The sequence below is a fragment of the Sphingopyxis sp. MWB1 genome (genome assembly GCF_000763945.1).
In the GTDB taxonomy this organism is placed as follows: domain Bacteria; phylum Pseudomonadota; class Alphaproteobacteria; order Sphingomonadales; family Sphingomonadaceae; genus Sphingopyxis.
Map to the genome: position 1 here is coordinate 2,111,823 of NZ_JQFJ01000002.1, position 19,337 is coordinate 2,131,159.

Below are 19,337 nucleotides of genomic sequence, written 5' to 3' on the forward strand. Positions count from 1 at the left end.
GCACAAGGGGGGTTTTATGCCAGCACGGCGCGACATGTTGAAACTGGCGGGCGCGGGCCTGCTGACGACCGGCTTTGCGCCCGCAGCCGCGCGCGCAGAGGCTGTGCCGGCAGGATCGGGCTGTATGCCTTCCTCGCTTTCGCCCCTCCAATGGGCGCGCGGGCTGGACGGGCAACGAAAAGCGGATCTGGGCGACGGGCGCTTTCTCAACCCGATCATGGCCGGCGACCATCCCGACCCCTCCATCCTTAAGGATGGCGACGATTATTATATGACCTTCTCCACCTTCGATTCCTATCCGGGGCTGGTCATCTGGCATTCGCGCGATCTGGTGAACTGGCGTCCCGTCGGCCCGGCGCTGACGCGCAATATCGGGGCGGTCTGGGCGCCCGAACTCTGCAAGCATGACGGGCGCTATTATCTCTACATCCCGACCAAGGGGCCGAACACCAGCTGGGTGATCTGGGCCGACCGGATCGAAGGACCATGGAGCGATCCGGTGGATCTTCACCTGCCCAACCATATCGACCCCGGCCATGCGGTGGGGGAGGATGGTTCGCGCTGGCTGTTCCTGTCGGGCGGCGACCGGGTGCGCCTGTCCGACGATGGCCTCAGCCGGATCGGGGAGCCCGAACATGTCTATGACCCCTGGCGCTATCCGTCGGACTGGGTGGTCGAAGGCTTTGCGCCCGAAGGGCCAAAGATTACGCGTCACGGCGATTATTTCTACATGATCACTGCTGTGGGCGGCACGGCAGGTCCGCCGACCGGGCATATGGTCATCGCCGCGCGGTCCAAATCGATCCACGGGCCGTGGGAAAATTGCCCGCATAACCCGCTCGTGCGCACGACATCGGCGAATGAAAAATGGTGGTCGCGCGGTCATGCGACTTTGGTCGAAGGGCCGGCGGGCGATTGGTGGAGCGTCTATCATGGCTATGAAAATGGCTATTGGACGCTGGGGCGTCAGGCGCTGCTCGATCCCGTCGAATGGACGGCGGATGGCTGGTTCCGCATGAAGGGCGGCGATTTGTCGCAGCCGCTGGCAAAGCCCGCGGGCGGGGTGCCGGGGCCGCATGGCATGGCGCTTTCCGACGATTTCTCGGCGCTTGCGCTGGGCGCGAAATGGAATTTCTTTCGCCCCGCCCCCGACGAGGCGGCGCGCGCGCGGGTCGAGGAGGGCGCGCTGATATTGAAAGCGCGCGGCAAGGCGCCGGTCGATTCCTCGCCCTTGCTGCTGATCGCGGGGGATCAGGCCTATCGCTTCGAATGCGACATTGAAATTGCGCCCGGCGGCACGGCGGGGCTGATATTATTTTATGACGACAGGCTTTACTGTGGCCTTGGCTTTGATGGCGCGCGCTTTGTCACGCATCAATATGGCATTGAACGCGCTCGCCCGGCCAATCCCCATGGCCGCCATATGCGCATGCGCGTCACCAACGACCGGCATATTGTGACCTTCGATACCAGCGGCGATGGCGGGAAAAGCTGGACGCGCTTTGACCGCGGCATGGAAGTGTCGGGCTATCACCATAATGTCCGCGGCGGCTTTCTGATGCTTCGCCCCGGCCTTTATTCGGCGGGGGAGGGTGAGGCGCGTTTTCGCAATTTCACCTTCCGGGCGCTGGGGGCCTGAGCGCGCCCCCTAAAGCGTGATTCCGGATTTCCAGATGGCGATGTCGCGTTCGCCATTGGCTTCGCTGCGGCTCGGTTCGCCCGAAGCGACGGCGATGATGTGGTTGAGCAGCGCGGCAGAGACTTCGTCAAAGCCGCGCGACAGAATCTGACCGGCATCGAAATCGATCCAGCCCGCCTTGCGGCTCGCCAGCGCGCTGTTCGACGCGATCTTGATCGTGGGCGCGGGAAAGCCCAGCGGGGTGCCGCGCCCCGTGGTGAACAGGATCAGCGTCGCGCCCGCCGCCGCCAGCGCGGTGGAGGAAATGGCGTCATTGCCGGGCGCTTCGAGCAGGCTCAGCCCTGGCCTCTGCACCCGCTCGCCATAGCGCAGCACATCGGTCACGGGTGCATTGCCACCCTTTTGCACCGCGCCCAGTGACTTTTCTTCCAGCGTGGTGATGCCGCCGGCTATATTCCCCGGGGAGGGATTATCGCTCAGCCCCTCGCCGTGGCGGAGGAAAATGGCTTTGAAGTCCCCGACCAGCGCCGCGATGGCGTCGAACACGGCCCGTGAGGCGGCGCGCTCCATCAAAAGATGTTCGGCGCCGAATATTTCGGGGATTTCGGTCAGGATGATGCTGCCTCCCGCGCCGGCCAGCGCATCGGCCATGCGCCCGACCAACGGGTTGGCGGTCAGTCCCGAAAAACCGTCCGACCCGCCGCATTTCACCCCCAGTGCCAATTCGCCGATCGGCATGTCGCTTCTTTCCGCATCGCCGCACTGTTCGGCCAGCTCGTCGATCAGCGCATGACATGCCGCTTCCTCATCGTCGCAGCTTTGCGCGGACAGGGTCCGGATATGGGCGCGCCGCTCGGGCGGGATGGTCTCGATCAGGGCATCGAGCTGATTGCTCTCGCAGCCAAGGCCGAGGATCAGCACGCCGCCCGCATTGGGATGCTGCGCCAGCGCCGCGATCAGCGCGCGCGTATGCTGCAGATCGTCGCCCAGTTGCGAGCATCCGAACGGATGTTTGAAAGCGAATATGCCATCGACGCGCCCTGCATGGCGGCGCTGCGCGGTCCGGGCGACGCGCTCGGCGAGCGTCCCGACGCAGCCCACGGTCGGCAATATCCAGATTTCATTCCGGGTCGCCGCGCGCCCGTCGGCGCGGCGATAGCCGCGGAAATGGCGCTCGCCCGCGTCAAAGGCCATCGCCCGGCTTTGCGGGGCATAAACATAGGGGGCGTCGCCTTTCAGCGTCGAGACCAGATTATGGCTGTGGACATGCTCCCCCGGCGATATGACAGAGGTCGCGCGGCCAATGGGTGCACCATATTTAACAATGGCTTCACCGGCGGCAATGGCGCTGAGCGCTATCTTGTGGCCGGGCGCGATGGCCTGGCGGGCGGTCAGATCGAATCCGGGCAAGCGGACCGTTTCGTCCGCCGCGACCGCTTCCAGAAGGACCGCCACATTATCTTGCGGATGCAGATGCAGACAGGAAGACATGGGCGATCCTTTGGCGGCGTGGGCGATATGCGCTTTTGCTTGCTAAGCGCTTGCGTTTGACACCGGTGTCTTATAGGGACATTGCCGAGAGAGGGAATAGACAAATATGCGCGCCACGCCCGAACAGCAGAAAATCGCCAGCGCCTTTCTTTCGGCGCGCCAGAAAAAGACACCGCTTACCTCCTATCCCGGCCCGCTTCCGGCGACGATGGAGGAGGCTTATGCGATCCAGGATGCCGCGCTCGGTCTCGACGGGCGCCGGGTCGGGGGGTGGAAGGTCGGCCGGATCGCGGACGATCTTGTTTCCTGCTATGGCGAGCATCGGCTGACCGGTCCGATTTTTGCCGAGGAAATCGTCGATGCGGCGGATGGACGCTGCCCTGCCATGCCTGTTTTTGCCGGGGGTTTCGCGGCGGCGGAGGCCGAGCTGCTCCTGCGTTTCGGCGAGGTCGGCACGCGTGTCCATGATATCGATTCGATCCGCGATGCCATTGACGATGTCCGCATCGGCATAGAGGTTGCGAGCTCGCCCTTTCCGGGCATCAACAGCCATGGCCCGGCGGTGACCGCCTCCGATTATGGCAATAACAAGGGGTTGGTGCTGGGACCGGCGCTTGCGGACTGGCGGAGAAGCGATTTGCTTCGAATGCCGGTCGAATTTCATATCGACGATCTTTGCGTGGGGCGGGGGACGATGGAAACAATGCTCGATGGCCCGTTCGGCTCGGCCCTGTTTCTCGTCCGGCTTTTGCGTGCACGCGGCATTGCGATTCCGCCGGGGACATGGGTGTCCGCCGGAGCGATAACCGGAGTTCATGAAATAGGCGCCGGACAGCGCGCCGAAGCGGTCTTCGACGGAAAAATCCGCGTTGCCTGCACTGTTACGGGATAAAAGACCAAAGGGAGGGGAATATGGCAGAGGTAATTTCAGGCGGGGGCGCAGCGGCGCCCGTGCCAAAGGCCGGGCGCTATCGCTGGATGATTGTGGCGCTGCTCTTTGCTGCAACGACCGTCAATTATATCGATCGCACCATGCTGGGCCTGCTTGCTCCGACTTTGGGCGACGAGCTTGGCTGGTCCGAAAATGATTATGGCAATATCGTCACGGCCTTTCAGGCGGCTTATGCCCTTGGCTTTCTGCTCATGGGCTGGCTGATCGACCGCTTTGGCCCCAAAATCGGCTATGCGCTGGCCATCGGCATCTGGACAATCGGCCATGTCGCGCACGGTTTTGCGTCCTCGGTCGCCTCCTTCATGGCGGCGCGCGTCATTCTGGGCGTGGGGGAAGCCGGGCATTTCCCCTCGGTCGTTCGCGCCTCCAGCGAATGGTTTCCGCAAAAGGAACGCGCTTATGCCATCGGCTGGGTGAACAGCGCGACGACCATCGGCGTCATCCTAACGGCCCCCACCATTGCCCTGTTCATGGTGGTACTGGGCTTCAACTGGCGCGAAACCTTCAGTTACACGGGCGCATTCGGAACCGCTTTATTCATTCTGTGGCTCTGGCTCTACAGCAATCCGCGCGAAAGCGGAAAGGTCAGCGAAAAGGAGCTGGCGTGGATCGAACATGATCCGCCCGAACAGATTGAACGTATCGGCTGGGGGCAAATCGTCACCAAGCGCGAGGCATGGGCCTTTGCTGCCGCCAAATTTCTGACCGATCCCGTCTGGTTCCTCATGCTCTTCTGGCTGCCCAAATATTTCAGCACCACCTATGACGTCGATCTCAAAATCGTACTCCTTCCGATGATCATCATGTATCTTTTGTCCGATGTCGGCAGCATCGTCGGCGGCTGGGTCTCTTCGAAACTGATCCAGCGTGGACATAGCGTGAATTTCGCGCGCAAGGTGACGATGATCGGCGCGGGATGCTGCGTGCTGCCGCTGCTTTTTGTCTCGGGGCTGGAAAATATGTGGCTCGCGGTCGTGCTGATCGGCATCGCGCTGGCGGGGCATCAGGCCTTTTCCTCGACCATCCTCTCGATCCCGCCCGACATGTTCCCCAAACGCGCGGTCGGCTCGGTCATCGGGCTTGGCGGCTTCATGGGCGGCGTCGGCGGCATGATCATGGCCAAGTCGACGGGGCTGGTGCTCGATGCCACGGGCGGCAATTACACGCTGATCTTTGCCGCCTGCACGACCGTCTATTTCCTGGCGGTTGCGGCGGTGCATCTGCTCAGCCCGCGGCTTGCCCCCGTTACCGTGGCGAGCGAATGACGCGTCCGCTTCGCCTGCATCCCGACCGCCTTTTCCCGTCCGATGCGGGGCAGCGCGACATTGCGCGCCGCCTTTATGCCGAGGTTGCGGACCTGCCGATCATCAGCCCGCACGGGCATACCGATCCGGCGTGGTTCGCGGCCAACGCCCATTTCGGCAACGCTGCCGAACTGCTGCTGCATCCCGACCATTATGTGTTCCGGATGCTCTATTCGCAGGGCGTGTCGCTGGACGCGCTGGGGATTCGCAACCCCGACGCCGATCCGCGCGAAAGCTGGCGGCTGTTCGCGCAAAACTATCATCTGTTCCGCGGCACGCCGACGCGGATGTGGATGGACTGGGTGTTCGCCGAAGCCTTTGGCCTCGACGTCCAGTTCGAGGCTGCGACGTCCGATCTCTATTACGACCATATCACCGATGCGCTGGCGACTGACGCATTCCGTCCGCGCGCGCTGTTCGACCGATTCGGCATCGAGGTGATCGCGACGACCGAAAGCCCCCTCGACACGCTCGACCATCACCGCGTCGTCAGGGAAGCGAACGCGCGCGGCGAATGGGGCGGGCGCGTCATCACCGCCTATCGCCCCGACCCGGTCGTCGATCCCGAATATGAAGGGTTCCGCGACAATCTCGCGCGCCTGTCGCAGCTGTCGGGCGAGGACGCCTTTTCCTATGCCGGTTATCTCGCCGCGCACCGAAACCGCCGCGCCTTCTTCGCCGAATTGGGCGCGACCTCGACCGACCATGGCCACCCGACCGCCGCGACCGCCGACCTGTCGGATGCCGAAGCCGAGGCGCTGTTCGCGCGGGTCACCGCAGCCGACGTCTCGCCCGCCGATGCCGAACTGTTCCGCGCGCATATGCTCACCGTGATGGCCGGGATGAGCCTCGACGACGGGCTCGTCATGCAAATCCATCCGGGCAGCTTCCGCAACCACAACCCGTGGCTGTTCGAACGCTATGGCCGCGACAAGGGCGCCGATATTCCGACGAGTACCGACTATGTTCATGCGCTGCGCCCGCTGCTTGGCAAATATGGCAATGATCCGGCGCTGACGATCATTCTCTTCACGCTTGATGAGACGAGCTATGCGCGCGAACTCGCGCCGCTCGCGGGTCATTATCCGGCGCTGAAGCTTGGCCCGGCCTGGTGGTTCCACGACAGCCCCGAAGGGATGCGGCGCTTTCGCAGCCAGGTGACCGAGACCGCGGGCTTCTACAATAGCGTCGGCTTCAACGACGACACGCGCGCCTTTCTGTCGATCCCCGCGCGCCACGATGTCGCGCGGCGCATCGACTGCGGCTTCCTCGCGCAGCTCGTCGCTGAACATCGGCTGGAGGAATGGGAAGCCGCCGAACTCGCGGTCGACCTCAGCTATAATCTCGCCAAGGCGGCTTATCGGCTGTGAGGCTGTCGGCGAAGACCCCGATCCCGGCGTCGGTGCGGACGCCGGACTATGACCGCAGCGCGCAGGCGGCGGGGATCGTCCATATGGGCATCGGCGCCTTTCACCGCGCGCATCAGGCGGTCTATACCGACGATGCGATGGGCGCAGGGGACAAGGGCTGGGGGATCACCGGCGTGTCGCTGCGCTCGGGCGATGTCGCGGCACAGCTTGATCCGCAGGACGGCCTCTATACCGTCAGCACGCGCAGTGCAGACGGAACCGACCTGCGCCTGATCGGGGCGGTGCGGCGCGTGCTCGTCGCGGGCGAAACCCCGCAAGCCGTTATCGACGCCATTTCTTCCCCCGCGACGCACATCATCAGCTTCACCGTTACCGAGAAGGGCTATTTGCGCGCACCCGACGGTTCGCTCGACCTCGCAGCGGCGCGCGGGGCGTCGAGCCTCTATCGCTTCGTCGGCGCGGGGCTCGCGGCGCGGCATGCGGCAGGGCTGTCCGGTCTGACGCTGCTCAGCTGCGACAATCTCGCGAACAATGGCGCGGTGTTGCGCGCGCTGATGCGCGACTATCTTGCTGCCGAGCATCCCGATCTCCTCGACTGGTTCGAGCGCGAATGCCGCTGCCCGGCGACGATGATCGACCGCATCGTGCCTGCAACCACCGACGCCGACCGCGACGCGACCCAAGCGGTGCTCGGCGCGCGCGACGAAGGCGCGGTGGTCACCGAAGCCTTCAGCCAATGGGTGATCGAGGATGATTTCGCCGGCCCCCGCCCGCGTTGGGAGGATGTCGGCGCCCAGCTTGTCGCCGATGTCGCGCCCTATGAAACGGCAAAGCTGAGGATGCTCAACGGCGCGCATTCGGCGCTCGCCTATATCGGGCTGGGGCGCGGCCACGCCTATGTCCACCAGGCGGTCGCCGACCCCACTATCCGCCCGCTGATCGATCGGCTGATGCGCGAAGAGGCGGCGCCGACGATCGACGCCGCGCCGGGGCAGGATCTTGCCGCCTATGCCGGCGCGCTGATGCGTCGCTTCGCCAACCCCGCGCTCGACCACCGGCTCATTCAGATCGCGATGGATGGCAGCCAGAAAATCCCGCAGCGCTGGCTCGAAACGCTGGCGTGGCACCAGAAACGCGGGCAGCGATGCCCCGCGCTGGAGGCAGCGGTCGCGGCGTGGATCGCCTTTCTACGCAGCGATTATCCGGTCGACGATCCGCTCGCGGACAAGCTCCGCGACGCAGCTGCAGCCCCCGATGCGATGGAACGGCTGTTCGGGGCCGGCGGGCTGATCGCGTCGGACTGGCGCCCCAAAGCGGATTAGGGTCGGTCCGGCACCAACACCTCGCGGCTCTCGCGCACCTCGCCATCCAGCCAATCGATAAACGCGCGTATCCGGGGCTGCTGCGCCACATCGCGGTGCAGCGCGAGCCAGAAACTGCGTGTGATCGCCTGTTCGCGCCGCACGCGCCGCAGCGCGGGGTCGCGCTCCGCCAGGAAGCAGGGTAGCACGCCAACGCCAGCGCCCCCGGCGATCATCCGCCGCTGGGCAAGGATCGACGAGGAGCGGATGGCGGCGCGCAATCCGGGCTCGATCTCCCCCAGATAATCGAGCTCGGGCGCATAAAGAATGTCGGGGATATAGCCGATCACCGGAATCGCCGCGCGCGACAGCGGCGCGGTCTCCACCGCTTCCGCCCAGTCCTGCCGTCCCGCCGGGGCATAAAGGCCAAGGCTGTAATCGGCGAGCTTGCGCGTGATCAGCGGGCCCTTGCGCGGCCGCGCGAGCAGAATCGCCATATCGGCTTCGCGCCGCGATGGATTGAGGAAGCCCGAAGAGGCGACAAGGTCGATTTCCAGCTCGGGATGCGCGGCGACAAAGGCGCCGAGGCGCGGCGCAATGAAGCTGTTGCCGAAACCCTCGGACACGCTGATCCGCAATTGGCCCGACAACGCCGCGCGCCCGCCTTCGCTGGCGTGAACCCGCGCCGCCGCAGCCGCCATCGCCTCGGCATGGGGAACCAGCGCCCGTCCGGCAGCGGTCAGCGTAAAGCCTGCGGGCGCGCGCTCGAACAAGGTCTGGTCGAGCGCCTTTTCGAGCGCGCCCACGCGGCGGCTGACCGTGGTCGGGTCGACATGCAGCGCCTGCGCCGCACGCGCGAGCTTGCCGTGGCGCGCGACCATCAGGAAATATTGCAGGGCATCCCAATCCATATGCTGCAATTATGCAGCTTTGGACTGCAAGTCTATCCCTTGCAATTTAACCCCTGTTGGTCTCAGTCGGCGGTAACCAGATACGGGAGACGAATGGCCATGCGACAGATCGACCACCATATTGCCGGCGGCGCCGAAGGACTCGGCGCCAGCCGCAAGAGCGCGATCTTCGATCCCAACAATGGCGGCGTGCAGGCCGAGGTTGCGCTTGGCGACCGCGCGCTGCTCGACCGCGCCGTCGCGGCGGCGAAAAAGGCACAGCCCGCCTGGGCCGCGACCAACCCGCAGCGCCGCGCGCGTGTGATGTTCGAATTCAAACGCCTCGTCGAAGCCAATATGAACGAGCTCGCCGAAATGCTGTCGAGCGAACATGGCAAGGTGATCGCCGATTCGAAGGGCGACATTCAGCGCGGGCTCGAAGTCATCGAATTCTGCTGCGGCATCCCGCATGTGCTGAAGGGCGAATATACGCAGGGCGCGGGCCCCGGCATCGACGTCTATTCGATGCGCCAGCCAATCGGTATCGGCGCCGGCATCACCCCGTTCAACTTCCCCGCGATGATCCCGCTGTGGATGGGCGGTGTCGCAACCGCCGTGGGCAACGCCTTCATCCTCAAGCCCAGCGAGCGCGACCCCTCGGTCCCCGTGCGCCTCTCCGAACTCTTCCTCGAAGCCGGGATGCCCGAGGGGATTTTCCAGACCGTCCACGGCGACAAGGAAATGGTCGACGCGATTTTGGATCATCCCGACATCGGAGCAGTCAGCTTCGTCGGCTCGTCGGACATCGCCCATTATGTCTATAATCGCGGCGTTTCGAACGGAAAGCGCGTGCAGGCGATGGGCGGCGCGAAGAACCACGGCATCGTCATGCCCGATGCCGACCTCGACCAGGTGGTCAACGACCTCACCGGCGCCGCCTTCGGCTCGGCGGGCGAACGCTGCATGGCGCTTCCCGTCGTCGTTCCGGTCGGCGAAGATACGGCAAATCGCCTCCGCGAAAAGCTGGTCCCCGCCATCGAGGCGCTGCGCGTCGGCGTGTCGACCGATGCCGAGGCGCATTATGGCCCGGTGGTGACGCAGGCGCACAAGGAAAAGGTCGAAGGCTGGATCGCCAAATGCGCCGACGAGGGCGCCGAGCTGGTCATCGACGGGCGCGGCTTCAGCCTTCAGGGGCATGAGCAGGGCTTCTTCGTCGGCCCGACTTTGTTCGACCATGTCACCCCCGACATGGAAAGCTACAAGGAGGAAATCTTCGGCCCCGTGCTCCAGATCGTTCGCGCGCCCGATTTCGAAACCGCGCTCGAACTGCCGTCGAAGCATCAATATGGCAATGGCGTCGCGATCTTCACGCGCAACGGTCACGCCGCGCGCGAATTTGCCGCGCGCGTCAATGTCGGCATGGTCGGCATCAACGTACCGATCCCGGTGCCGGTCGCCTATCATACGTTCGGCGGCTGGAAGCGCTCGGCGTTCGGCGACACCAACCAGCACGGCATGGAAGGCGTCAAATTCTGGACGAAGGTGAAGACCGTCACCGCGCGCTGGCCCGACGGCTCGCCCGACGGCGGTAACGCCTTTGTCATTCCGACGATGGGTTGATTGGCCGGGCCATGAAACTGCCGTCGCTCATCGGGCATTTCCTCTTTCAGGCACCGGCACGATGCCGGCGCTGCGAAGGAGAATGACGATGATGCGCTGGATATTACCGGCGACTGCCCTGACGCTTGCGGCTTGCGGCGGCGGCCAGAGCGATGGCGAGCAAAATGCGCCAGTGGGGGAAGATGCCGTTCCCGACATGGCGGCTCCCATAGGCAATCCGCCCGCCGAAAAGACCGAACCCTCCGACGCTGATCTCGGTTATGTGGTGGACCCCTCAATGCCGCCCCCGGCAACCGCTGAGCCGGGCATCGGCGCGGGCGACAAGATGATCCCGGCACCGATCCGGGGAAGCTGGGCGCTCGACGCGGCTGACTGCACAAAGGAAAAGGGGGTCACGCTTCTGTCCATCGACGCCGCGACGCTGCGTTTCTATGAATCGGCGGGCGAACTGATGCGCGTGCGCGATCGCAACGCCAGCCGCATCGTCGCCGATTTCCGGTTCAGCGGCGAAGGCGAAAACTGGAACCGGGTAATGCTGCTTGGGCTTGCCGATGGCGGCAAGACCTTGGTGCGCCGCGATTATGGCGAGGGTGCCGAACCCGCCTTGCTGCGCTATACACGCTGCGCCGCTCCGGCGGCATAAAGGATGCAAGGGAGATTAATAATGGATATTCGTTTGATTGCCGCTGCCGCCGCCCTCCCGCTCGCGGGCTGTGCGGGCGGCTATGCTGCTACCGATCCTGTAACGCCGCCCGCCCCCGCCACCTGCAACGCCGACGCCGTGCAAAGCTTTGTAGGCCAAACTGCGACAGCCGATGTTGGCGCGGCCATTCTAAAGGCCAGCGGCGCGCGCACCCTCCGCTGGGGTCCGCCACGTTCGGCAATGACGATGGATTATCGCGAAGACCGCGTGAACGTCACTTATGACGACAGCAACAAGATTGAAAAAATCACCTGTGGCTGACGCCCAGGGGGCCGCGCGGACGACCGTCGCGGCCCCTCTGCTCCATCGCTTGGGGCGCGCAATATGTCGCCAGCCTGACGGCCTAGCGTGACGACAGAGAAGAGACATGACCGACCAGTTCCAGCTTACCGACGACCAGCTCGCCATTCAGGATATGGCGCGCAAATTTACCGCCGATGCGATCACGCCCCATGCCGCCGAATGGGATGAAAAGGCGCATTTCCCGCGCGACGTGATCAAGGCGGCGGCCGAGCTGGGCTTTGCATCCATCTATGTCAGCGAGGAATCGGGCGGTATCGGGCTTGGGCGGCTCGAATCGGCGCTGATCATGGAAGCAATGGCCTATGGCTGCCCCGCGACGAGCAGCTTCATTTCGATCCACAATATGGCGAGCTGGATGATCGACGCGTTCGGCAGTGCCGACGTCAAGGCCAAGTTCCTCCCCGACCTCGTCACCATGGACAAGATGGCAAGCTATTGCCTGACCGAACCCGGTTCGGGTTCCGACGCGGCAGCGCTCAAGACCAGTGCGAGGCGCGAAGGCGACCATTATGTCGTGAACGGCACCAAGCAGTTCATTTCGGGTGCCGGGGTCAATGATATCTATGTGACGATGGTGCGTACCGGCGATCCGGGGCCGAAGGGCATTTCGTGCCTGGTCATCGAAAAGGATATGGAAGGCGTCAGCTTTGGCGCGAAGGAGCGCAAGCTCGGCTGGAACGCCTCGCCGACCGCGCAGGTGATCCTCGACAATGTGAAGGTGCCGGTCGAAAACCGCGTCGGCGCCGAAGGTGACGGCTTTCGCTTCGCGATGGCGGGGCTCGACGGCGGCCGGCTCAACATCGGTGCCTGCTCGCTCGGCGGCGCCCAGCGCTGCCTCGACGAAGCCGTTGCCTATACCAAGGATCGCCAGCAGTTCGGGCAGCCGATTTCGGATTTCCAGAACACCCAGTTCACGCTCGCCGACATGGCGACCGACCTCGAAGCCGCGCGCGCCTTGCTCTATCTGGCCGCCGCCAAAGTCACCGCCAATGCGCCCGACAAGTCGCGCTTTTCCGCGATGGCAAAGCGGCTGGCGACCGACAGCGGCAGTTCGGTTGTCGACCGCGCGCTCCAGCTGTTCGGCGGCTATGGCTATTTGAAAGATTATCCGATCGAGCGTTTCTGGCGCGACCTGCGCGTCCATTCGATTCTCGAAGGAACGAACCAGGTGATGCGGATGATCGTCGGAAGGGATCTGCTGCGCCAATGACCGAAGATGTTCTGATTTCCACCGACGGCCGCGCAGGCCGCATCGCGCTCAATCGTCCGAAGGCGATCCACGCGCTCAACCTTGCGATGTGCGAGGCGATGACCGACGCGCTTGTCGCTTGGCGCACTGACGACGCCATCGAAGCGGTGATCCTCGAGCATAGCGAGGGTCGCGGTTTCTGCGCGGGCGGCGACATTCGCATGCTGGCGGAGAGCGGCGCGAAGGACGGCGCCGAGGCGCGCGCCTTTTTCCACACCGAATATCGCCTCAACCACCTGCTCTTCACCTACGCCAAGCCCGTCGTCGCCTTCATGGACGGCATCACCATGGGCGGCGGCGTCGGCATTTCGCAGCCCGCCAAATATCGTGTCGCGACCGAACATACGCGCTTTGCGATGCCCGAAACGGGGATCGGCCTGTTCCCCGATGTCGGCGGCGGCTGGTATTTGCCGCGGCTGGAGGGGCGCGTCGGCCAATATCTTGCGCTCACCGGCGCGCGGCTCGACGGGGCGGAATGCCTCGCGCTCGGCCTTGCAACGCACTATCTGCCGTCCGAAAAGCTTGCCGAGGCAAAGGAACGCATCGCCGCGCATCCCGACCGTATCGGCGGCATTTTGGGCGAGCTGTCGGCGACCGCCCCGCCAGCGGCGGTGATGGACCGTCTCGACAAGATCAACCGCCTGTTCGCGAGCGACCGCTACGAGGACATCCTCGCCGCGCTCGAGGCCGACGGCTCGGAATGGGCAAAGAAGGAACGCGACACGCTCGGCACCAAATCGCCCCAGACGTGCAAGGTTGCGCTGCGACAGCTCAAGGAAGGCGCGGCGATGCCCGACTTCGCCGCCGAGATGGCCCAGGAATATGCGATCGGCGCGCGCGTCGTTCAGATGCACGACTTCATCGAAGGCGTACGCGCGCTGATCGTCGACAAGGACAACAACCCTAAATGGGACCCGCCGACGCCGGAGGCGGTCAGCGATGAATGGATCGACGCGATCTTCGCGCCGCTGCCCGATGGAGAGAAGTGGACGCCGCTCACCTAATTTCGTCACCCCGGACTTGATCCGGGGTCCAGTCAACCTCGCCGGAATGGATGCCGGAGCACGTCCGGCATGACGATCACCAGGAGATCATCAGAATGACCTATGAAACCATCCTCGTCGAACAGCGCGGCGCCGTCACGCTCGTCACGCTCAACCGCCCGCAGGCATTGAATGCGCTCAACAGCCAGGTGCTCGACGACCTGATCGCCGCCTTCGCCGCGTTCGAGGCCGACGACAGCCAACGCTGCGCGGTCCTCACCGGATCGGGTGACAAGGCGTTCGCTGCGGGCGCCGACATCAAGGAGATGGCCGACAAGCCCGCGGCCGATTTCTATCTTGAGGACTTTTTCTCGAAATGGACGAGCGATTTTGTGAAAAAGGTTCGCAAGCCGTGGATCGCGGCGGTCAACGGCTTTGCCTTGGGCGGCGGCTGCGAGCTCGCGATGATGGCCGACTTCATCATCGCCAGCGACAAGGCCAAATTCGGCCAGCCCGAAATCAAGCTCGGCGTCGCGCCGGGCATGGGCGGGTCGCAGCGGCTGACGCGCGCGGTCGGCAAGGCAAAGGCGATGGAAATGTGCCTCACCGGCCGGATGATGGACGCCGAGGAGGCCGAACGGTCGGGCCTCGTCGCGCGTGTCGTCGCGCATGAGACTCTTGTCGATGAGGCGATGAAGACCGCCGCGACGATCGCATCCATGCCGCCGATGGCTGCGATGGTGAACAAGGACATGGTCGACGCTGCGTTCGAAACCACGCTCGACCAAGGGCTGATCTACGAACGCCGCCTGTTCCAGATCCTCGCCGCGACCGAGGACAAGGCCGAAGGCATGGCGGCGTTCATCGAGAAACGCGAAGGCGTGTGGAAGGGGCGGTGAGTCCGGGTCCCGTCCCGCTTGCGGGAGGGGTTAGGGGCGGGCCTGTTTCAAGGTCGCTCCGGCATGTTTCAACTATCGGGAGACTGGCCCACCCCCGGCCCCTCCCGCAAGCGGGAGGGGAGACCAAATGAAAATCGCCTTTATCGGACTCGGCAACATGGGCGGCGGCATGGCCGCGAACCTTGCGAAGGCGGGCCATGAGGTCCGCGCCTTCGACCTTAGCGAAGAGGCGCACGCGCGCGCGGTCGATGCGGGCTGCACGCGCGCCGCATCCGCGGCCGAAGCCGTGACCGGCGCCGAAGCCGTCGTGACAATGCTTCCTGCGGGCAAGCATGTCGCCTCGGTCTATGAGGCCGACGTCTTCCCGAGCGCCGCCCCCGGAACGCTGCTGCTCGACTGTTCGACCATCGACGTCGCAACCGCGCGCGCCAATATCGAGGCGGCGACCGCCAAGGGCCTAGTCGCGGTCGACGCGCCGGTGTCGGGCGGCATCGCCGCCGCCAATGCCGGCACGCTGACCTTCATGGTCGGCGGCACCGGCGAGGGCTTCGCGCGCGCCGAACCGATCCTTTCGGCGATGGGCAAGGCGGTGATCCACGCGGGCGATGCGGGCGCAGGGCAGGCGGCGAAGATCTGCAACAATATGCTGCTCGGCGCCTCGATGATCGCGACCTGCGAAAGCCTTGCGCTCGCGCAGAAACTCGGCCTCGATCCGCAGAAATTCTTCGACATCGCGAGCGTGTCGTCGGGGCAATGCTGGTCGCTCACCAGCTATGCGCCGCTGCCCGGGGTCGGGCCGACGACCCCCGCCGACAATGATTACAAGGGCGGTTTCGCCGCCGCGCTGATGCTCAAGGATCTGCGCCTCGCGATGGAAGCCGCGGCAAGCGTCGACGCCGATGTGCCGATGGGGACGAAAGCGCGCGATCTTTACGAGGCTTTCGTCGCGGTGGATGAGGGCGGTCACGACTTTTCGGCGATCATCCGAACGTTGCAGGGCTGAATCTTCTCGCGCTGCTTGCCCACCCCCTGTTCGTCACCCCGGACTTGATCCGGGGTCCATTCGCGCCGCCGTGGATCCCGGATCAAGCCCGGGATGACGATGATTGGGGAATAGCGAACGCTCTGCTCCCTCTCCCGGTAAAGCCCGCTCTACCTCGGTCGGTGTGCGAATAGCAAAAGGCCGCCTGTTCCCAGGAGGAACAGACGGCCTTTCCGGTCAGTATAGCCGGATTATCAGAACCCGGTTTTCGCCTCCGCCTTTTCCTTCAGCAGCGGCGCAATCTCGAACCCGTGCTTTTCCAGCGCCGCGACAATCTTGTCGGTGCCTTCCAGCCCCGCCCAGAACATCGGGCCACCGCGATAGACGGGCCAGCCATAGCCATAGATCCACACGACATCGATGTCGCTCGCGCGCTGCGCCTTGCCTTCCTCCAGGATCAGCGCGCCTTCATTGACCATCGGGTAAAGCGTGCGCTCGATGATTTCCTGATCGGTAATCTCGCGCTTCTCGACGCCCGCCTTCTTGCGAAACTCTTCGATGATCTCGGCAACGCGCGCGCTTTCGGACGGTTTGCGCTTCTCGTCATAATCGTAAAAGCCCGCCTGCTTCTTCTGGCCCCAGCGGCCTTCGGCGCACAGCGCGTCGCGGATGCTTTCGATGCGATTGGGGTCGCGGTGCCAGCCGATATCGACCCCGGCAAGGTCGCTCATCTGGAACGGCCCCATCGGCATGCCGAATTCGACATGCACCTTGTCGACCTGCGCCGGGGTGGCGCCTTCCATCAGCAGCTTCATCGCCTCCATCTGGCGGGGCTTGAGCATGCGGTTGCCGATAAAGCCGTCGCACACGCCCGCGACCACCGCGACCTTGCCGATCTTCTTGCCGATCGCCATCGCGGTCGCCAGCGCGTCGGGCGCCGTCTTGTCGCCGCGCACAACTTCCAGCAGCTTCATGACATTGGCGGGCGAGAAAAAGTGCATGCCCAGCACATCGCCGGGGCGGCTCGTCGCGGTCGCTATCTCGTCGATGTCGAGATAGCTGGTGTTCGATGCCAGGATCGCGCCGGGCTTGGCAATCTTATCGAGCTTGGCGAAAATCTCTTTCTTGACGTCCATATTCTCATAGACCGCCTCGATGATCAGGTCGCAGTCGGCAAGGTCGTCGAGGCTCAGCGTCGGCGTGATCAGTCCCATCATCTGGTCGACTTGTTCGGGCTTGAAACGACCCTTGGCGGCGCTGGCGTCATAATTTTTGCGCACCACACCCAGCCCGCGGTCGAGCGCTTCCTGCTGCATCTCGACGATGGTGCAGGGGATGCCTTTCTGAAGGAAGTTCATCATGATGCCGCCGCCCATCGTGCCGGCACCGATAATGCCGACCTTCTTGACGTCGCGCAGCTGCGTGTCCTTGGGCAGGCCGTCGATCTTCGCGGCTTGCCGCTCGGCAAAGAAAATATGCCGCTGCGCCGCCGACTGGCTGCCGAACATCAGCTTCATGAATTGCTCGCGTTCAAAGGCGAGACCCTCTTCAAAGGGCAGCCGCGTCGCCGCCTCGACACAGGCGAGGTTGGCGTAAGGCGCTTCGAAGCCGCGCCAGCGGCGGGCGTTTTTCTCTTTCAGTTTATCGATGACGGCGATGTCGCCGAACACTTCGCGTTCGCGCGTCGGGCGCGGGCCGTCGGCGATTTTGGTGCGGGCATAGGCGATGGCGTCGGCGGCCAGGCTATCCTCGCCCGCCAGTTCGTCGACCAGGCCCATTTCCTTCGCCTTGGGCGCGGGGACGGGGTTGCCGGTCGAGGTCATTTCGGCGGCTGCCTCGACGCCGACGATGCGCGGCAGGCGCTGCGTGCCGCCCGCGCCGGGGAGCAGGCCCAGCTTGACCTCCGGCACGCCGAGCTTTGCCGAGGGCACGGCGACGCGATAATGGCAGACGAGCGCAGTTTCGAGCCCGCCGCCCAGCGCGGTGCCGTGAATCGCCGCGACCACGGGCTTCGGCGCGGCTTCGATCATGTTGAGCACCGCGTTGAAATCGGGACCGCGCGGCGGCTTGCCAAATTCGCTGATGTCGGCGCCCGCGATAAAGGTGCCGCCGTCGCAGCGCAGCACGATCGCCTTCACGCCCTCATCGGCGATGGCGGCCTTGAAATGATCTTCCAGCCCCTGGCGGACGTGCCAGCTCAGCGCGTTGACGGGCGGATTGTTGACGATGATGACGGCGATTTCGCCGTCTTTTTCCATCGTGACGCTTACGGGGGTTTCTTCGGACATGGGAAAGCTCCTCTAATTATTCCCGTTCGCTTCGAGCGTCGTCGAGAAGCGTCTGAAGCGCTGCTCTGCGTGTCTCGACTTCGCTCGACACGAACGGAAGGTGGGTGTCATTTCAGTCATCGAGCGCGGCGTGAACGAGGGTCTTGACCTGGCGCCGCACGGGATAGGTGGAGGAGGGCATGAGCTGGGTCATGAAGACCATGCAAATCTCCTCGACCGGATCGACGAAAAATCCGGTCGAAAACATGCCGCCCCAATAAAAATCGCCTGCCGAGGCCGGGATGCCGGCGCGCGCGGGGTCGAGCGTGACGGCAAAGCCGAGGCCAAAGCCGATCCCGGCATTATCATCCTCGCTGAACACGCCGACGCTATGCTGCGTCAAATCGCCGCCACCGACCAGATGATTGGCGGTCATCAAGGCCAGCGTCTTGCGGCTGATGATCCGCACCCCGTCCAGCGTGCCGCCGCCCAGCAGCATCAGGCAGAAACGGTGATAATCGGCCAGCGTCGAAACCAGCCCGCCGCCGCCCGAATGAAAGCTGCGCGCCTTGGCCCAGCGGCTGCGGTCGCCGCTGTCGAACAGCTTCATCTTTTCAGCCGGATCGAAGATATAGCAATCGGTCAGCCGGTGCTGCTGATCGGCGGGCACCTGAAAGCCGGTATCCTTCATCCCCAGCGGCGTGAAAATCCGCTCGTTCAGCACTGCGGCGAAGGGCTTGCTCTCGACCCGCTCGATCACCGCGCCCAGCACGTCAGTCGCCATCGAATAATTCCAATGCGCGCCGGGTTCGAATTGCAGCGGGATTTTCGCCAGCGCCCCGATAAAGCCGTCCATCGTATAATCGGCGTCGAAATCGTCGATCCGGGTCTTGCGATAGGCCGCATCGACCGGCGTGCGTTCCTGAAAGCTGTAGGTCAGCCCGGCGGTGTGGCGCAGCAGGTCGATGATGCGGATCGGCTGGGTGACGGGCCGCGTGACAAAGGGCATATTGCCGCCGCCCGCGACAAACACGCCCGTGTCGCGAAATTCAGGGCAAAATTTGACCAGCGGATCGGACAGCGCGACCTTGCCTTCCTCGAGCAGCATCATCAGCGCGACACTGGTGATCGGCTTGGTCATGCTGGCGATGCGGAAAATCGCATCTTCCTTCAGCGCCGCGCCGGGCCGCGCGTCGCCGATGCACGAGCGGTGCACAACCTCGCCGCGCCGCGACACCAGAGTCGCCGCATGAGGCAGGCGGCCGCTATCGACATATTTCGCCGTGAGGAAAGCGGGAATGCGGTCCAGCCGCGCAGGGTCAAAGCCTTGGGTCATCTTGTTCCTCTGTGATCCGGTTTTCCGGAACCATAGTCCTGCCGCCGT

The 19,337-nt window shown here is 64.2% G+C and carries 16 protein-coding genes; 12 read left to right on the forward strand and 4 right to left on the reverse strand.

The features are described from left to right. Positions 1-16: 16 nt before the first annotated feature. On the forward strand, positions 17-1,639 hold the full coding sequence (locus JV18_RS0110600) for a family 43 glycosylhydrolase (protein ID WP_033075252.1): 1,623 nt from the start codon (positions 17-19) through the stop codon (positions 1,637-1,639). 9 nt (positions 1,640-1,648) lie between these two features. Here the strand turns inward: JV18_RS0110600 and JV18_RS0110605 are convergent, their stop codons facing one another. Continuing rightward, positions 1,649-3,130 carry a UxaA family hydrolase gene (locus tag JV18_RS0110605; RefSeq protein ID WP_033074461.1) on the reverse strand — a complete coding sequence of 494 codons (1,482 nt, stop codon included), beginning with the start codon at positions 3,128-3,130 and terminating at the stop codon, positions 1,649-1,651. A 106-nt stretch (positions 3,131-3,236) separates the two neighbouring features. Between JV18_RS0110605 and JV18_RS0110610 the strand changes: the two genes are divergently transcribed. Genes JV18_RS0110610 through JV18_RS0110625 form a run of 4 tightly spaced genes read left to right on the forward strand, consistent with a single transcriptional unit; the run spans position 3,237 to position 8,078 of the window. Continuing rightward, positions 3,237-4,022 (forward strand): 2-keto-4-pentenoate hydratase, encoded by a 786-nt coding sequence (locus JV18_RS0110610; RefSeq protein ID WP_033074462.1) that lies wholly within the window; start codon positions 3,237-3,239, stop codon positions 4,020-4,022. Between the two features lie 20 nt (positions 4,023-4,042). Continuing rightward, positions 4,043-5,347 (forward strand): MFS transporter, encoded by a 1,305-nt coding sequence (locus tag JV18_RS0110615; protein ID WP_033074463.1) that lies wholly within the window; start codon positions 4,043-4,045, stop codon positions 5,345-5,347. Next, complete coding sequence (gene uxaC / locus JV18_RS0110620; protein WP_033074464.1) at positions 5,344-6,756, forward strand: glucuronate isomerase; 1,413 nt, start codon at positions 5,344-5,346, stop codon at positions 6,754-6,756. Before JV18_RS0110615 ends, uxaC begins: the two co-directional genes overlap by 4 nt. Beyond that, positions 6,753-8,078 (forward strand): mannitol dehydrogenase family protein, encoded by a 1,326-nt coding sequence (locus tag JV18_RS0110625; protein WP_033074465.1) that lies wholly within the window; start codon positions 6,753-6,755, stop codon positions 8,076-8,078. Before uxaC ends, JV18_RS0110625 begins: the two co-directional genes overlap by 4 nt. Here JV18_RS0110625 and JV18_RS0110630 read toward each other — a convergent pair. After that, entirely contained in the window at positions 8,075-8,968 is an 894-nt protein-coding gene (locus tag JV18_RS0110630; protein WP_033074466.1) for a LysR family transcriptional regulator, read from the reverse strand. The two genes, JV18_RS0110625 and JV18_RS0110630, sit on opposite strands and share 4 nt — an antisense overlap. A 99-nt stretch (positions 8,969-9,067) precedes the next feature. On the opposite strand from JV18_RS0110630, the gene JV18_RS0110635 reads away from it, so the two are divergent. The 7 genes from JV18_RS0110635 (at position 9,068) to mmsB (ending at position 15,707) form a co-directional block, all read left to right on the forward strand. Further along, complete coding sequence (locus JV18_RS0110635; RefSeq protein ID WP_033075253.1) at positions 9,068-10,567, forward strand: CoA-acylating methylmalonate-semialdehyde dehydrogenase; 1,500 nt, start codon at positions 9,068-9,070, stop codon at positions 10,565-10,567. An 82-nt stretch (positions 10,568-10,649) separates the two neighbouring features. After that, positions 10,650-11,210, forward strand: coding sequence for a hypothetical protein (locus JV18_RS0110640; protein ID WP_235303141.1), 561 nt, complete (start codon positions 10,650-10,652; stop codon positions 11,208-11,210). A 21-nt stretch (positions 11,211-11,231) separates the two neighbouring features. After that, on the forward strand, positions 11,232-11,531 hold the full coding sequence (locus tag JV18_RS0110645) for an I78 family peptidase inhibitor (protein WP_033074467.1): 300 nt from the start codon (positions 11,232-11,234) through the stop codon (positions 11,529-11,531). A gap of 106 nt (positions 11,532-11,637) precedes the next feature. Further along, positions 11,638-12,783 carry an acyl-CoA dehydrogenase family protein gene (locus JV18_RS0110650; protein WP_033074468.1) on the forward strand — a complete coding sequence of 382 codons (1,146 nt, stop codon included), beginning with the start codon at positions 11,638-11,640 and terminating at the stop codon, positions 12,781-12,783. Further along, positions 12,780-13,826, forward strand: coding sequence for an enoyl-CoA hydratase/isomerase family protein (locus JV18_RS0110655; protein WP_033074469.1), 1,047 nt, complete (start codon positions 12,780-12,782; stop codon positions 13,824-13,826). The genes JV18_RS0110650 and JV18_RS0110655 overlap by 4 nt, the downstream gene beginning before the upstream one ends. A gap of 95 nt (positions 13,827-13,921) precedes the next feature. Further along, complete coding sequence (locus JV18_RS0110660; protein ID WP_033075255.1) at positions 13,922-14,704, forward strand: enoyl-CoA hydratase-related protein; 783 nt, start codon at positions 13,922-13,924, stop codon at positions 14,702-14,704. Positions 14,705-14,831: 127 nt separating this feature from the next. Then, entirely contained in the window at positions 14,832-15,707 is an 876-nt protein-coding gene (gene mmsB, locus JV18_RS0110665) for a 3-hydroxyisobutyrate dehydrogenase (protein ID WP_033074470.1), read from the forward strand. 233 nt (positions 15,708-15,940) lie between these two features. Here the strand turns inward: mmsB and JV18_RS0110670 are convergent, their stop codons facing one another. Together JV18_RS0110670 and JV18_RS0110675 are read right to left on the reverse strand one after the other, a co-directional pair. Beyond that, a complete protein-coding gene (locus JV18_RS0110670) occupies positions 15,941-17,974 on the reverse strand; it encodes a 3-hydroxyacyl-CoA dehydrogenase NAD-binding domain-containing protein (RefSeq protein ID WP_033074471.1) in 2,034 nt (677 codons plus the stop codon). A 112-nt stretch (positions 17,975-18,086) separates the two neighbouring features. Next, the gene (locus JV18_RS0110675; RefSeq protein ID WP_033074472.1) at positions 18,087-19,289 is read right to left on the reverse strand and encodes a serine hydrolase domain-containing protein; all 1,203 of its coding nucleotides are present in this window, start codon (positions 19,287-19,289) and stop codon (positions 18,087-18,089) included. Between the last annotated feature and the right edge of the window lie 48 nt (positions 19,290-19,337).